General features: G+C 45.0%; 8 protein-coding genes, 25 tRNA genes, 2 rRNA genes, 1 riboswitch and 1 other annotated feature (1 of these 37 running past the window's edge). Of the genes, 32 read left to right on the top strand and 3 right to left on the bottom strand.

What is annotated here, in order from left to right; genetic code table 11:
- The 30 genes from IGI66_RS12300 to IGI66_RS12155 form a co-directional block, all read left to right on the top strand.
- Positions 1–95: ribosomal RNA gene (locus IGI66_RS12300) — 23S ribosomal RNA — on the top strand (it extends 2,818 nt beyond the left edge of the window).
- A 75-nt stretch (positions 96–170) separates the two neighbouring features.
- Positions 171–286: ribosomal RNA gene (rrf, locus tag IGI66_RS12295) — 5S ribosomal RNA — on the top strand.
- 10 nt (positions 287–296) lie between these two features.
- Positions 297–369: transfer RNA gene (locus tag IGI66_RS12290), tRNA-Val, on the top strand.
- Positions 370–372: 3 nt separating this feature from the next.
- A tRNA-Lys gene (locus IGI66_RS12285) sits at positions 373–445 on the top strand.
- 9 nt (positions 446–454) lie between these two features.
- Positions 455–536 (top strand) — tRNA-Leu (locus IGI66_RS12280).
- A 22-nt stretch (positions 537–558) separates the two neighbouring features.
- Positions 559–634, top strand: a tRNA-Thr gene (locus tag IGI66_RS12275).
- 1 nt (position 635) lies between these two features.
- A tRNA-Gly gene (locus IGI66_RS12270) sits at positions 636–707 on the top strand.
- A 22-nt stretch (positions 708–729) separates the two neighbouring features.
- Positions 730–815, top strand: a tRNA-Leu gene (locus IGI66_RS12265).
- A gap of 12 nt (positions 816–827) precedes the next feature.
- Positions 828–901 (top strand) — tRNA-Arg (locus IGI66_RS12260).
- 3 nt (positions 902–904) lie between these two features.
- Positions 905–978: transfer RNA gene (locus IGI66_RS12255), tRNA-Pro, on the top strand.
- A 15-nt stretch (positions 979–993) separates the two neighbouring features.
- Positions 994–1,066: transfer RNA gene (locus IGI66_RS12250), tRNA-Ala, on the top strand.
- A gap of 14 nt (positions 1,067–1,080) precedes the next feature.
- A tRNA-Met gene (locus IGI66_RS12245) sits at positions 1,081–1,154 on the top strand.
- A gap of 14 nt (positions 1,155–1,168) precedes the next feature.
- A tRNA-Ile gene (locus tag IGI66_RS12240) sits at positions 1,169–1,242 on the top strand.
- Between the two features lie 15 nt (positions 1,243–1,257).
- Positions 1,258–1,347: transfer RNA gene (locus tag IGI66_RS12235), tRNA-Ser, on the top strand.
- Positions 1,348–1,362: 15 nt separating this feature from the next.
- Positions 1,363–1,436 (top strand) — tRNA-Met (locus tag IGI66_RS12230).
- Between the two features lie 18 nt (positions 1,437–1,454).
- Positions 1,455–1,530, top strand: a tRNA-Asp gene (locus IGI66_RS12225).
- A gap of 1 nt (position 1,531) precedes the next feature.
- Positions 1,532–1,602 (top strand) — tRNA-Gly (locus IGI66_RS12220).
- Between the two features lie 15 nt (positions 1,603–1,617).
- A tRNA-Ile gene (locus IGI66_RS12215) sits at positions 1,618–1,691 on the top strand.
- 10 nt (positions 1,692–1,701) lie between these two features.
- Positions 1,702–1,773, top strand: a tRNA-Glu gene (locus tag IGI66_RS12210).
- Between the two features lie 11 nt (positions 1,774–1,784).
- Positions 1,785–1,874 (top strand) — tRNA-Ser (locus IGI66_RS12205).
- Positions 1,875–1,889: 15 nt separating this feature from the next.
- Positions 1,890–1,963 (top strand) — tRNA-Met (locus IGI66_RS12200).
- A gap of 18 nt (positions 1,964–1,981) precedes the next feature.
- Positions 1,982–2,054, top strand: a tRNA-Asp gene (locus IGI66_RS12195).
- A 5-nt stretch (positions 2,055–2,059) separates the two neighbouring features.
- A tRNA-Phe gene (locus tag IGI66_RS12190) sits at positions 2,060–2,132 on the top strand.
- A 10-nt stretch (positions 2,133–2,142) separates the two neighbouring features.
- Positions 2,143–2,213, top strand: a tRNA-Gly gene (locus tag IGI66_RS12185).
- Positions 2,214–2,228: 15 nt separating this feature from the next.
- Positions 2,229–2,302, top strand: a tRNA-Ile gene (locus IGI66_RS12180).
- 22 nt (positions 2,303–2,324) lie between these two features.
- A tRNA-Ser gene (locus tag IGI66_RS12175) sits at positions 2,325–2,412 on the top strand.
- 15 nt (positions 2,413–2,427) lie between these two features.
- A tRNA-Glu gene (locus IGI66_RS12170) sits at positions 2,428–2,499 on the top strand.
- A gap of 113 nt (positions 2,500–2,612) precedes the next feature.
- Positions 2,613–2,696: riboswitch (SMK box riboswitch) on the top strand.
- Complete coding sequence (gene metK, locus IGI66_RS12165) at positions 2,694–3,884, top strand: methionine adenosyltransferase (protein ID WP_438849141.1); 1,191 nt, start codon at positions 2,694–2,696, stop codon at positions 3,882–3,884. Its footprint overlaps the riboswitch before it by 3 nt.
- Positions 3,885–4,045: 161 nt before the next feature.
- Positions 4,046–5,524 carry an MDR family MFS transporter gene (locus IGI66_RS12160; RefSeq protein WP_010779630.1) on the top strand — a complete coding sequence of 493 codons (1,479 nt, stop codon included), beginning with the start codon at positions 4,046–4,048 and terminating at the stop codon, positions 5,522–5,524.
- A gap of 21 nt (positions 5,525–5,545) precedes the next feature.
- Complete coding sequence (locus tag IGI66_RS12155; protein WP_438849140.1) at positions 5,546–6,334, top strand: alpha/beta hydrolase; 789 nt, start codon at positions 5,546–5,548, stop codon at positions 6,332–6,334.
- A 5-nt stretch (positions 6,335–6,339) separates the two neighbouring features.
- Here IGI66_RS12155 and IGI66_RS12150 read toward each other — a convergent pair whose 3' ends face one another.
- From IGI66_RS12150 to IGI66_RS12140, 3 genes are read right to left on the bottom strand one after another with little or no spacing between them, the layout of a single operon-like run.
- A complete protein-coding gene (locus IGI66_RS12150) occupies positions 6,340–6,903 on the bottom strand; it encodes a class I SAM-dependent methyltransferase (RefSeq protein WP_114525012.1) in 564 nt (187 codons plus the stop codon).
- The gene (locus IGI66_RS12145; RefSeq protein ID WP_438849139.1) at positions 6,878–7,858 is read right to left on the bottom strand and encodes a TIGR01212 family radical SAM protein; all 981 of its coding nucleotides are present in this window, start codon (positions 7,856–7,858) and stop codon (positions 6,878–6,880) included. The genes IGI66_RS12150 and IGI66_RS12145 overlap by 26 nt, the downstream gene beginning before the upstream one ends.
- Positions 7,855–8,514 carry a phosphatase PAP2 family protein gene (locus IGI66_RS12140; protein WP_438849138.1) on the bottom strand — a complete coding sequence of 220 codons (660 nt, stop codon included), beginning with the start codon at positions 8,512–8,514 and terminating at the stop codon, positions 7,855–7,857. The genes IGI66_RS12145 and IGI66_RS12140 overlap by 4 nt, the downstream gene beginning before the upstream one ends.
- A 149-nt stretch (positions 8,515–8,663) precedes the next feature.
- Positions 8,664–8,856 (top strand) — a binding site (T-box leader).
- 65 nt (positions 8,857–8,921) lie between these two features.
- Between IGI66_RS12140 and leuS the strand changes: the two genes are divergently transcribed.
- Together leuS and IGI66_RS12130 are read left to right on the top strand one after the other, a co-directional pair.
- The gene (gene leuS, locus IGI66_RS12135; RefSeq protein ID WP_438849137.1) at positions 8,922–11,435 is read left to right on the top strand and encodes a leucine--tRNA ligase; all 2,514 of its coding nucleotides are present in this window, start codon (positions 8,922–8,924) and stop codon (positions 11,433–11,435) included.
- Between the two features lie 88 nt (positions 11,436–11,523).
- Positions 11,524–12,423, top strand: a complete 900-nt coding sequence (locus IGI66_RS12130; protein ID WP_438849136.1) for a DUF561 domain-containing protein — start codon at positions 11,524–11,526, stop codon at positions 12,421–12,423.
- Positions 12,424–12,430: the final 7 nt, after the last annotated feature.

Raw genomic sequence — 12,430 nt, 5'->3', positions numbered from 1 at the left:
AAGATCCCTGAGAGATGATCAGGTAGATAGGTCAGGAGTGGAAGTGCAGTGATGTACGGAGCGGACTGATACTAATCGATCGAGGACTTAACCAAAAAAATTGATTCACGGTAGTTTAACAGTTTCTGATCCAGTTTTGAGTGAACGATGTTTACTCAGATAAAGCATAGTGTGGTGGCGATAGCGGGAAGGATACACCTGTTCCCATGTCGAACACAGAAGTTAAGCTTCTTAGCGCCGATTGTAGTGAGGGGTTGCCCCTTGTGAGATTAGGACGTCGCCACGCGAATTCTTATGGAGGTTTAGCTCAGCTGGGAGAGCATCTGCCTTACAAGCAGAGGGTCAGCGGTTCGATCCCGTTAACCTCCATTTGAGCCGTTAGCTCAGTTGGTAGAGCATCTGACTTTTAATCAGAGGGTCACTGGTTCGAGCCCAGTACGGCTCATAAGTATATGCGGGTGTGGCGGAATTGGCAGACGCACTAGATTTAGGATCTAGCGCCTTACGGCGTGGGGGTTCAAGTCCCTTCACCCGCATTTTTATTTTTTTTGGTTGTATGCCGGCTTAGCTCAGTTGGTAGAGCATCTGATTTGTAATCAGAGGGTCGAGGGTTCAAGTCCTTTAGCCGGCACCATGCGGAAATAGCTCAGTGGTAGAGCACCACCTTGCCAAGGTGGGGGTCGCGGGTTCGAACCCCGTTTTCCGCTTTCCTGAAGACCAGAGGAAAACGCCGGGGTGGCGGAACTGGCAGACGCACAGGACTTAAAATCCTGCGGTGAGTGATCACCGTACCGGTTCGATTCCGGTCCTCGGCATTAACTAAATAGGCACCCGTAGCTCAATTGGATAGAGTACTTGACTACGAATCAAGGGGTTAGAGGTTCGAGTCCTCTCGGGTGCATTTCGGGAAGTAGCTCAGCTTGGTAGAGTACTTGGTTTGGGACCAAGGTGTCGCAGGTTCGAATCCTGTCTTCCCGATAGAAATAAAATTATGGGGCCTTAGCTCAGCTGGGAGAGCGCCTGCTTTGCACGCAGGAGGTCAGCGGTTCGATCCCGCTAGGCTCCATTTTTTATTAATAACGCGGTGTAGCTCAGCTGGCTAGAGCGTCCGGTTCATACCCGGGAGGTCGGGGGTTCGATCCCCTCCGCCGCGATTTCATTCGAGCCAGGACCTTTAGCTCAGTTGGTTAGAGCAGACGGCTCATAACCGTCCGGTCGTAGGTTCGAGTCCTACAAGGTCCATTGTGACTCTTTTATGGAGGATTACCCAAGTCCGGCTGAAGGGAACGGTCTTGAAAACCGTCAGGCGGGTAAAACCGTGCAAGGGTTCGAATCCCTTATCCTCCTTTTTAATATTATTATCGCGGGATGGAGCAGTCTGGTAGCTCGTCGGGCTCATAACCCGAAGGTCGTAGGTTCAAATCCTGCTCCCGCAATTAAAAACTAAAAAATACGGTTCCGTGGTGTAGGGGTTAACATGCCTGCCTGTCACGCAGGAGATCGCGGGTTCAAATCCCGTCGGGACCGCCACGCGGGTGTAGTTTAGTGGTAAAACCACAGCCTTCCAAGCTGTTGTCGCGAGTTCGATTCTCGTCACCCGCTTTTAGTTTTTATGAAGGGCCTATAGCTCAGCTGGTTAGAGCGCACGCCTGATAAGCGTGAGGTCGATGGTTCGAGTCCATTTAGGCCCATTATAATCATGGCCCGTTGGTCAAGCGGTTAAGACACCGCCCTTTCACGGCGGTAACACGGGTTCGAGTCCCGTACGGGTCATTATTTTTACCGGAGGATTACCCAAGTCCGGCTGAAGGGAACGGTCTTGAAAACCGTCAGGCGGGTAAAACCGTGCAAGGGTTCGAATCCCTTATCCTCCTTTTTAATATTATTATCGCGGGATGGAGCAGTCTGGTAGCTCGTCGGGCTCATAACCCGAAGGTCGTAGGTTCAAATCCTGCTCCCGCAATTAAAAACTAAAAAATACGGTTCCGTGGTGTAGGGGTTAACATGCCTGCCTGTCACGCAGGAGATCGCGGGTTCAAATCCCGTCGGGACCGCTTCTGGCTCGGTAGCTCAGTTGGTAGAGCAATGGATTGAAGCTCCATGTGTCGGCAGTTCGATTCTGTCCCGCGCCATCAAAGAGTTGCGGGTGTAGTTTAGTGGTAAAACCACAGCCTTCCAAGCTGTTGTCGCGAGTTCGATTCTCGTCACCCGCTTTTAGTTTTTATGAAGGGCCTATAGCTCAGCTGGTTAGAGCGCACGCCTGATAAGCGTGAGGTCGATGGTTCGAGTCCATTTAGGCCCATTAAAAATCTTTTTTGGTTTTTGGGGAAGTACTCAAGTGGCTGAAGAGGCGCCCCTGCTAAGGGTGTAGGTCGGGAAACCGGCGCGAGGGTTCAAATCCCTCCTTCTCCGTTTTATTATTATTGTGGCCCGTTGGTCAAGCGGTTAAGACACCGCCCTTTCACGGCGGTAACACGGGTTCGAGTCCCGTACGGGTCATGCTGAGACGTTTAGAAACGTCTCTTTTTTTTGTACACAAAAGGGCTTTTCGTAAGTTTTCAAAGTTATTGATATATTTATTAGTGACAGCGGCTATTTTTCTGTTATAATCGAGTCGTTGCAAGTTCCCGATAGGCTCTGGAAAAAGCCAGAGATTCCTTGTAACCGAATAAAAATTAGGGGGAATATTTATAATGGAAGAACGTCGTTTATTTACATCTGAATCAGTTTCAGAAGGACATCCGGATAAGGTTGCTGATCAAATCAGTGACGCGATTTTGGATGCGATTTTGGAAAAGGATCCGAAAGCCAGAGTTGCATGTGAGACATCTGTGACGACTGGGCTTGTTTTAGTTTTTGGAGAAATTTCTACTTCAGCGTATGTAGATATCCAAAAGGTTGTTCGTGAAACAATCAAGCGCATTGGTTACACAGAGTCGAAATTTGGTTTCGATGGTGACAATGTGGCAGTGTTAGTCGCAATTGATGAACAATCTCCTGACATTGCACAAGGGGTGGATGATGCGTTAGAAACTCGTGGAAAAGAAGATTTATTAGATGAAATCGGTGCTGGAGACCAAGGCCTTATGTTTGGTTTTGCAGTGAACGAGACACCTGAATTAATGCCTTTACCCATTTCATTGAGTCATCATTTGGTAAAACGTTTAGCAGATTTGCGTAAATCGGGAGAAGTAGCTTATTTCGGACCGGATGCTAAATCACAAGTCACTGTGGAATATGATGAAAATGGCAAGCCTTTGCGTGTGGATACAGTGGTTATCAGCACTCAGCATAATGATGCTGTAGAGAATGAAACCATCCAAAAGGACGTAATGGAAAAAGTGATCAAGCATGAAATTCCTGCTGAATTATTGGATGATCAAACAAAATACTTTATTAATCCAACAGGTCGATTTGTTATTGGCGGACCTCAAGGGGATGCTGGTTTAACTGGACGTAAGATTATCGTGGATACATACGGTGGTTATTCGCGTCATGGTGGTGGTGCATTTTCTGGGAAAGATGCGACGAAAGTGGACCGTTCTGCTTCTTATGCGGCACGCTATATTGCTAAAAATATTGTTGCTGCCGGCTTAGCTGAAAAAGTGGAGGTTCAACTTGCCTATGCGATTGGTGTGGCACAACCTGTTTCTATTTCAGTAAATACGTTCGGTACAGCCAAGGTTTCCGAAGAAGCATTGATTGGTGCGATTCGCGAAAACTTCGATTTACGACCAGCGGGAATTATTGAGATGTTGGATCTTTTGCGTCCAATCTATAGCGATACGGCAGCGTATGGTCATTTTGGTCGTACAGATGTTGATTTGCCTTGGGAGCATACAGACAAAGTCGATGTGTTGAAAAAAAGTTTGAATTTAGGATAGATCGTACAGACATAAATTTGTTTATTTGTGGAGTTCACGAGGCGGTTTCTATTGATCAGTGATCAATAGACCGTCTCTTTTTTTGAATCAAAAAAGTATAGCAACTACTGGCGACTATATGGTAGGGTTAGAAAAGAATTATAGGGATCTTGGAGGATGAAATGAAGAGAAAAACAAATGTGAAAGTTGTGACAGCGGGGATTTTTATCGCCACATTTATGTCGGCGATCGAGGGAACAATTGTGACGACTGCGATGCCAACGATTGTTGGAAGTCTACATGGTATTGAGATCATGAATTGGGTATTCTCGATTTATTTATTGACGAATGCCATGATTACACCGATTTATGGTAAGCTGGCGGATAAAATCGGGCGAAAGCCGATCTTTATTTTTGGAATAGTATTATTTGTTTTGGGTTCAGCATTGTGCGGTATGTCCAATGAAATGATGACGTTGATTATCGCTCGAGGAATTCAAGGGATTGGCGCGGGAGCGATCATGCCTGTTTCTTTAACGATCATTGCGGATTTATATGATATTGAAAAGCGCGCGAAGGTACTTGGATTGACGAGTGCGGCTTGGGGTGTCGCCAGCGTATTTGGTCCTTTGGCTGGTGGTTTGATCGTCGATACGGTTGGTTGGCACTGGATCTTCTTTATCAATGTTCCGATCGGATTAGCGTTGATCGGTTTGTTGCAGTATTTCTTTATAGAAGAGAAAAAAGTGCATCAGGCGAAAAAAATGGATATTTTTGGGAGTTTATTTTTAATGTTGACATTGGTCAGCCTTCTATTGGGCTTCCAGCTTTTGGGTGATGGCGGACTGTCAGCAGCAGTCATTGCTTTATTTGCAGCCAGCATCCTTTCGCTAGTTCTCTTTATTCGAACAGAGAAGCGCGCAGAAGATCCTGTCATCAATTTGAACTTGTTCAAGAATCAAACGTTTGCCAGTGTGAATATTGTGGCTGCATTGATCAGCGGTTTTTTGATGGGACTAGATGTTTATATCCCTATGTGGATGCAAGGTGTACTAGGGAAACCAGCAGGGCTTGGCGGATTAGTGTTGGCACCAATGTCGATTGTCTGGATGTATGGGTCTTTTTTATCCGGCCAATTATTACGCAAGTATCCAGCAAAAAGGATCATTATCATCGGTTTGACGATTATTTTAGCTGGCGGCGGGACTTTATTAGCTTTACCGCAGCAAAGTCCGTTTTGGCTATTTTTCATCATCATGGGCGTTTTAGGTGTCGGGTATGGATTATCTGTTACGACAACGACCGTCGAAGCACAGGCGAGTGTACCAAAAGAAGAAATTGGTGTTGCGACTTCTTTTAATACGTTGTCGCGGACGATTGGACAAACAGTGATGGTCTCGCTTTTTGGGATTATTCTGAATGTTGCGAATGGTCGTCAGTTGGTTCAGGCGGGGATCGCGGATCTTGATATCATGAATCGGTTGATCAATCCCCACACGGCCTTGCAAATTGATTCTGATTTACGAATGGAATTAAGGAAGGTTCTTTTTGATAGTTTGCATTGGGTTTATTTTGCAGGCTTAGTGTTGATTATCATTGCGCTCATTTTTAGCTTTATGGTTGGCAAACAGTCAAGAAGTGTTACACTAAACGAAGAATAAACGAACTGGGGGCTTTAGTTGATGGCTTTTTTACAGGTGAATGTATACTCGAACGTTTTACAAATGGAAGTGGCGATGAATGTCATTTTGCCGCAAACGACACATAAAAAGATCGGAACCGAAACGGTGGGGGCGACTGAAGATGTACCTGTTTTGTACTTGTTACATGGCATGGGCGGAAATCACAGCGTTTGGGAACGTCGTACGTCGATTGAACGCTATGTGTCTGAATACCGTATGGCGGTAGTCATGCCCTCAACAGATCTGGGCTTCTATACGGATACGACATACGATATGCATTACTGGACATTCGTTTCGGAAGAACTACCAGAAATTATTCATGAGTTGTTTCCGCAGATTACGTATAAAAGAGAAAATACCTTTGCGGCCGGATTGTCGATGGGCGGCTATGGCGCATTGAAACTTGGCTTAGCGAAACCTGAGAAGTTTGCTGCTGTAGCTTCATTGTCAGGAGCGGTTGTATTGGCTGACGTGGAAAGCTTGCTATTGGTACGAAACGAAGCTTATTGGACAGGTGTATTTGGTCCACTGGATCAAATACAAGGATCAGAAAATGATCCACTCTTCCTATTGAATGAGCTAGTGAACAGTGAAAAGTCTGCGCCGCGTTTCTTTTTGGCCTGTGGAACGGAAGATGAACTGTATCCTGCTAGCCAATACATGGCGCATAAAATGGAACAAAAAAATCTGGATGTGACGTTTGAAAAAGGTCCAGGAAAACACGACTGGGTATTTTGGGATGCTTGGATCAAACGAGTATTAGAATGGTTCAATGAAAAGAACGACTGAGAGCCTCAGTCGTTCTTTTTCTCTACGCATAATAAAATGGGTGGATTATTTTTTTGGTTAATAAATTGATAGTTTAATACACTAAATTTTTCCTGCGGCAATTCCTGGCAAAAACGTAGCACCTCATTTTTTTCGGCTTCGCCGCCATCGTGTCCATAATAGATCACGAGAATCATTCGACCGTTGACAGACAACCTGTTCAAGATAGCGGTCATCGCTTGCTTTGTCGTTTCGGGCAATGTAATGATTTTCTTATCGCTGTTTGGAAGGTATCCAAGATTGAATATTGCTGCCTTAATTGGTTGATCGATAGAAATAGTTTCGTCAATCGTCTCATGACCAGCGAGAAAGAGGGTGGAACGATCCTTGTATTCGGCTAGTTTTTCATACGTATTTTTAATTGCTTGTTCTTGAACATCGAAGGCGTAAACACGACCTGTCGTGCCAACCAATTCAGCCAAGAAGCGTGTGTCGTTGCCATTTCCCATCGTCGCGTCAATGACGTGGTCGCCTTCATCAATGACGTCCTTCAGTAATTGGTGACTAAAACGCAGAGCCGTTAGAAGCATGTTCAAATTCCTTTCTGAGAGCAAACTTTCCTTGATAAGAGTCTCGGCGAAGCAACTCTTGGTCGATCTCATTCAAAACCTCCCATTTTTTCAAACTCCACATGGGGCCGATCAATGAATCCCAAGGCGCGTCTCCAGTCAGTCGATGAATAATGATGTCCTGTGGGATCATCTCTAATTGATCGCAAATCACGGAAACGTAATCGTCCTTACTCATTAATTGGAGACGTCCTTCTGCATAATCTCGCAGCATTTTTGTATTACGCATCAAATGGAGCAGGTGCAGCTTGATGCCTTGAACGTCTGAATCCAAAATCGTACGGCGTACATTTTCCCGCATCATCTCTAAGGATTCTCCAGGGAGTCCGTTGATCAAATGGGTACACACATTGATATTGTGTTTGCGAAGACGAGCGACGGCATCCACATAAGTCGAATAATCATGCGCACGATTGATGCGATCACTCGTGCTTTCGTACGTTGTTTGCAGACCTAATTCAACCCATAAATACAAGCGCTGATTCAGCTCTGCTAGATACTCTACGACTTCTGGAGGCAAGCAATCTGGACGAGTGCCCACAGACAAACCAACAACACCAGGCAGGTTGACAACTTGCTCGAAGCGTTCACGGATGACCGCTACAGGTGCATGAGTATTGGTGAAATTTTGGAAATAGACGATGTATTGATCGACATGAGGCCATTTTTTGTGCATCATGTCGATTTCTTTGTGGAATTGCTGAGGCAGCGGGTCACTTGGTGCGACGATCATATCGCCAGAACCAGAAACGCTGCAGAAGGTACATCCGCCATGTGCGACCGTACCATCACGGTTTGGACAATCAAATCCGCCATCTACCGGCACTTTAAAAATTTTCCCGCCGAATTCGTGGCGCAGGGCGTAGTTCCATGAATGGTAACGTTTGGATTCATCATCACTATATTGAAAGGTCATTTTTTCCTCCTGATTGATTTAAGATCGTAAGCTAATTTTTTCTCTTTGTACATAGGGTAGGTGAACAATAGCCAGCTGCTTCCGAAAAGAGTGCCGGCAAGAACATCACTCGGATAATGGACACCTAGATAGATTCGACTGACAACAATACTAAAAATCAGCAGACCTACAAGAATCTGAGCGATTAACCGTGGCGTTTTTTCTTTGAAAAACAACGGCATGACAAAGATCAACGTTCCATATAGCAGCGTGCTGGCCGTCGAGTGACCGCTGGGAAAGCTGAAACTATGTTCCGAGACCATATGCGGTAAAATCGTTGGACGTGCGCGATGGAAGAAGAGCTTCAGCAGGTGATTGCCGATCCCGCTAATGAGCACCATACTAAGCGCTAGCCAAAGTGCAGTGATTTTTTGTTTGTTGAAATAGAACAAGCCGACGAACACGAACGACAAAAGAATAATTGTAATGGGGTTCGCAAATTTTGTTACCCAAAAAAAATACCCGTTCATTTGAGGGTAAAGCTGATGAACGCCATGAATGATTCCGCGATCAAAACCAGAGAGTGTTTCTGGATAAAATCGAACGATGTAACACAATGCCGCAAAAAACAGCAAAGTGAAACTGCCGATTAATTGGTAGATGGGTTTATTTTTCATTATTTTTCTGATTCATCCTTTCTAAACAGGAGTATTATATCATGTTTCCCCTGTGGAACAATTTTTTCAAGGATTTCTTAACGGGATTTCAATAGTGGAATTCCATTGAATATTATTGAGGAATCTGCTAAGATAAAACTACTTTGAATATTGTTGCTTGGAAGAGGAGTAGTAGAAACGAACGCATTTCAGAGAGCGCACGGTGCTGAGAGTGTGTATGCGGGACAGTCGAACTTACCTCGGAGCATGATCGATCGATCCGGTTAAAGACCGTTATTTCTTTTGAGGTCTGTCTCTTTGACAGATAAATATAGGTGGTACCACGTTGATAACGTCCTATGAGAGTTTTGAGAACTTTCATGGGATTTTTTTGTATTTTAAATGAATTCAAAATTAGGAGGAACAACATGAGTTACAATCACAAAACGATTGAAAAAAAATGGCAAAAATATTGGGCAAAGCATCACGTATTCAACACCCAAGATGATCCTGAAAGACCAAAATTTTATGCATTGGATATGTTTCCTTACCCATCTGGACAAGGACTGCACGTAGGGCATCCAGAAGGTTATACTGCAACGGATGTTATTTCGCGAATGAAGCGAGCACAAGGCTACAATGTCTTGCACCCAATGGGTTGGGATGCGTTTGGGCTGCCTGCGGAGCAATATGCGTTAGATACAGGAAATGATCCTGCTGAATTTACGAAAAAAAATATCGAAACGTTTAAACGTCAAATCAACTCTCTAGGATTCAGCTATGACTGGAATCGAGAATTAAATACGACAGATCCTGATTACTATAAATGGACCCAATGGATCTTTGAACAAATGTATGAAAAAGGATTGGCGTATGAAGCGGAAGTTCCTGTGAACTGGGTACCAGAATTAGGAACAGTTATTTCCAATGAAGAAGTCATCGATGGCAAGAGCGAACGGGGCGGTTATGATGTTGTTCGTAAACCAATGCGTCAATGGATGCTGAAGATTACGGCTTATGCCGATCGTTTGCTGGATGATCTAGAAACCGTGGATTGGCCAGAAAGCATCAAAGAAATGCAACGTAACTGGATTGGTCGTTCGATTGGCGCCAATGTCCGCTTCAAGATTGAAGGCAGCGATGAAACCTTTACAGTCTTTACGACTCGTCCTGATACGTTGTTTGGTGCAACCTATGCTGTTTTAGCTCCAGAGTTGGAATTGGTGCAAAAAATTACGACGCCTGAACAAAAGGCAGCAGTGGATGCGTACATTGAAGAGGCCTCAAAAAAATCTGAATTGAATCGAACAGATTTAGCCAAAGAAAAAACAGGGGTCTTTACGGGTGCGCATGCGATCAATCCTGCGAATGGCGAAAAAATGCCGATCTGGATCGGGGATTATGTGTTAGCTTCTTACGGAACAGGGGCGATCATGGCAGTTCCAGCGCATGATGAACGCGATTATGAATTTGCTAAAACATTTGGCTTGTCAATCCTTCCTGTACTTGAAGGTGGGGATGTGGATAAAGAAGCCTTCACTGGCGACGGTCCGCACATCAACTCAGAGTTCCTAGATGGATTAAACAAACAAGACGCGATCGATAAAATGGTTCCATGGCTGGAAGAACACGAGTGCGGGAAAAAGGAAGTTAGTTATCGTTTACGTGATTGGTTATTCTCTCGTCAACGTTATTGGGGAGAACCTATCCCAGTCATTCATTGGGAAGATGGCACGACTGGTTTGGTGCCGGATTACGAATTGCCATTGGAATTGCCGAAGACAACAGATATCAAACCAAGCGGCACAGGCGAATCGCCACTAGCAAATATCGAAGAATGGGTCAATGTCGTAGATCCGATCACTGGTAAAAAAGGCCGTCGCGAAACGAATACAATGCCGCAATGGGCAGGAAGTTCATGGTATTACTTGCGCTTTATTGATCCCCATAATAAAGAAGCGTTAGCAGATTACGATAAATTGAAACGCTGGATGCCAGTCGATCTTTATATTGGCGGGGCAGAACACGCGGTCCTTCATTTATTGTATGTTCGTTTCTGGCACAAGTTCTTGTATGACATCGGTGTCGTGCCAACGAACGAACCATTCCAAAAATTGTACAACCAGGGAATGATCTTAGGCCAAAGCTTCCGTGATAGCCGCGGCGCTCTAGTACCGACGAACATGGTTGAAAAACGCGAGGGTAAATGGTTTAGCATCGAAACAGGGGAAGAATTGGAAGAAGCGCCTGCAAAAATGAGTAAATCATTGAAGAATGTTGTCAACCCTGACGATGTCGTAGAGCAGTATGGGGCCGATACGTTGCGGATGTATGAAATGTTTATGGGACCACTGGATGCGTCGATTGCTTGGAGTGAGAATGGTCTAGAGGGTTCTCGGAAATTCTTAGATCGTGTGTGGCGTTTGATCGTGGATGAAGAAGGCAAGATGCGCGACCATATTACGACATTAAACGATGGGTCATTGACGAAGGTCTATAACCAAACTGTTAAAAAAGTGACGGAAGATATGGAACACTTGCATTTGAATACGGCGATTTCTCAATTGATGGTCTTTGTCAATGATGCGTATAAAGCGGAAGCACTGACTTATGAATATGTAGAAGGCTTTGTTCAATTGTTGGCGCCGATCGCACCGCACATCGCTGAAGAATTGTGGGAGATCTTAGGTCATGAAGGCGGCATATCCTATGCGGCTTGGCCAACCTATGATGAAGAAGCATTGGTCGAAAATGAGATTGAAGTCATTCTGCAAGTGAATGGGAAGGTCCGCTCAAAAGTCATGGTCGCTGTAGATCTGGCAAAAGAGGAATTAGAAAAATTGGCGATGGAAGACGAACATATCCAACGCAATATTGACGGGAAAACTATTCGCAAAGTGATCGTTGTACCGAATAAACTGGTGAATATCGTAGCAAATTAAGAAGAAGCGTCTTGCAATTTTTGCAGGGCGCTTATTTTTTTGTGGAAATATGCTAGGATGAAGAAAAAAGGAAGCGAGGAACGATACGATGGGAACTCTCACGGAATTGTTGGGGATTCAGTATCCTATTTTTCAAGGAGCGATGGCGCATATTGCCCGTTACCCGCTAGTCAGTGCAGTGTCAGAAGCTGGTGGTTTAGGAATCCTTGCGGCTGGCGGCCTAAGTAGTGAAGACTTACGGGAACAAATTCAAAAAACAAAGGAACGTACAATGAAGCCCTTTGGTGTGAATTTGATGCTGCAAATGGAAACTGTTTCAGAACAAGTAGAGGTGCTGATTGAAGAGGGAGTAACGATCGTCACGACGGGCGCCGGAACACCTAAGCCTTATGTAGAACGATTAAAACAAGCAGGGATAAAGATTTTTCCTGTGGTTCCTTCGGTAAAAATCGCTAAAAAGATGGAACAATTAGGGGTCGACGGTGTAATCGCGGAAGGCATGGAATCTGGCGGGCATATTGGAGAGACAACGACGATGGCGCTAGTCCCTCAAGTTGTTCAGGCAGTCGGGATACCGGTTATCGCAGCAGGCGGTATTGGTGACGGGCGTGGAATGGCGGCAGCTTTTGCATTAGGCGCACAAGGGATTCAAATGGGAACAGCCTTTTTGACCGTATCAGAGTGTCCGATCCATGAGCACTATCAGCAAGCCATCCTACAAGCTGAAGATACATCAACGACGGTGATTCAGAAGTCTTCTGGAGGTGCGATTCGCGGGTTAAAAAATCAGTTGACGGCTTCAAAGGATGAGGAAACATTTACTTTGTCCGCATTGCAACGAGCAGCAGATGATGGAGAGATTCAAAAGGGAATCGTGATGTCGGGGCAAATTGCTGGTCTACTGCAGCGTGTACAGCCGACTAAAGAGTTTTTGGCGGAAATCTATGCCGATGCTTCCTCTGTCCTTCAGAGTATAAAAATAGACTAACGGGTTC

Origin of the sequence: Enterococcus sp. AZ048, assembly GCF_051715125.1 — a bacterium.
GTDB lineage: Bacteria > Bacillota > Bacilli > Lactobacillales > Enterococcaceae > Enterococcus_A > Enterococcus_A gilvus.
This window is presented reverse-complemented; position numbering and strand designations above follow the sequence as displayed.

Coding starts and splice junctions, on each gene's coding strand:
- metK (WP_438849141.1), top strand. CDS start 2,694: ATGGAAGAACGTCGTTTATTTACATCTGAATCAGTTTCAGAAGGACAT.
- IGI66_RS12130 (WP_438849136.1), top strand. CDS start 11,524: ATGGGAACTCTCACGGAATTGTTGGGGATTCAGTATCCTATTTTTCAA.
- IGI66_RS12145 (WP_438849139.1), bottom strand. CDS start 7,858: ATGACCTTTCAATATAGTGATGATGAATCCAAACGTTACCATTCATGG.
- IGI66_RS12155 (WP_438849140.1), top strand. CDS start 5,546: ATGGCTTTTTTACAGGTGAATGTATACTCGAACGTTTTACAAATGGAA.
- IGI66_RS12160 (WP_010779630.1), top strand. CDS start 4,046: ATGAAGAGAAAAACAAATGTGAAAGTTGTGACAGCGGGGATTTTTATC.
- leuS (WP_438849137.1), top strand. CDS start 8,922: ATGAGTTACAATCACAAAACGATTGAAAAAAAATGGCAAAAATATTGG.
- IGI66_RS12140 (WP_438849138.1), bottom strand. CDS start 8,514: ATGAAAAATAAACCCATCTACCAATTAATCGGCAGTTTCACTTTGCTG.
- IGI66_RS12150 (WP_114525012.1), bottom strand. CDS start 6,903: ATGCTTCTAACGGCTCTGCGTTTTAGTCACCAATTACTGAAGGACGTC.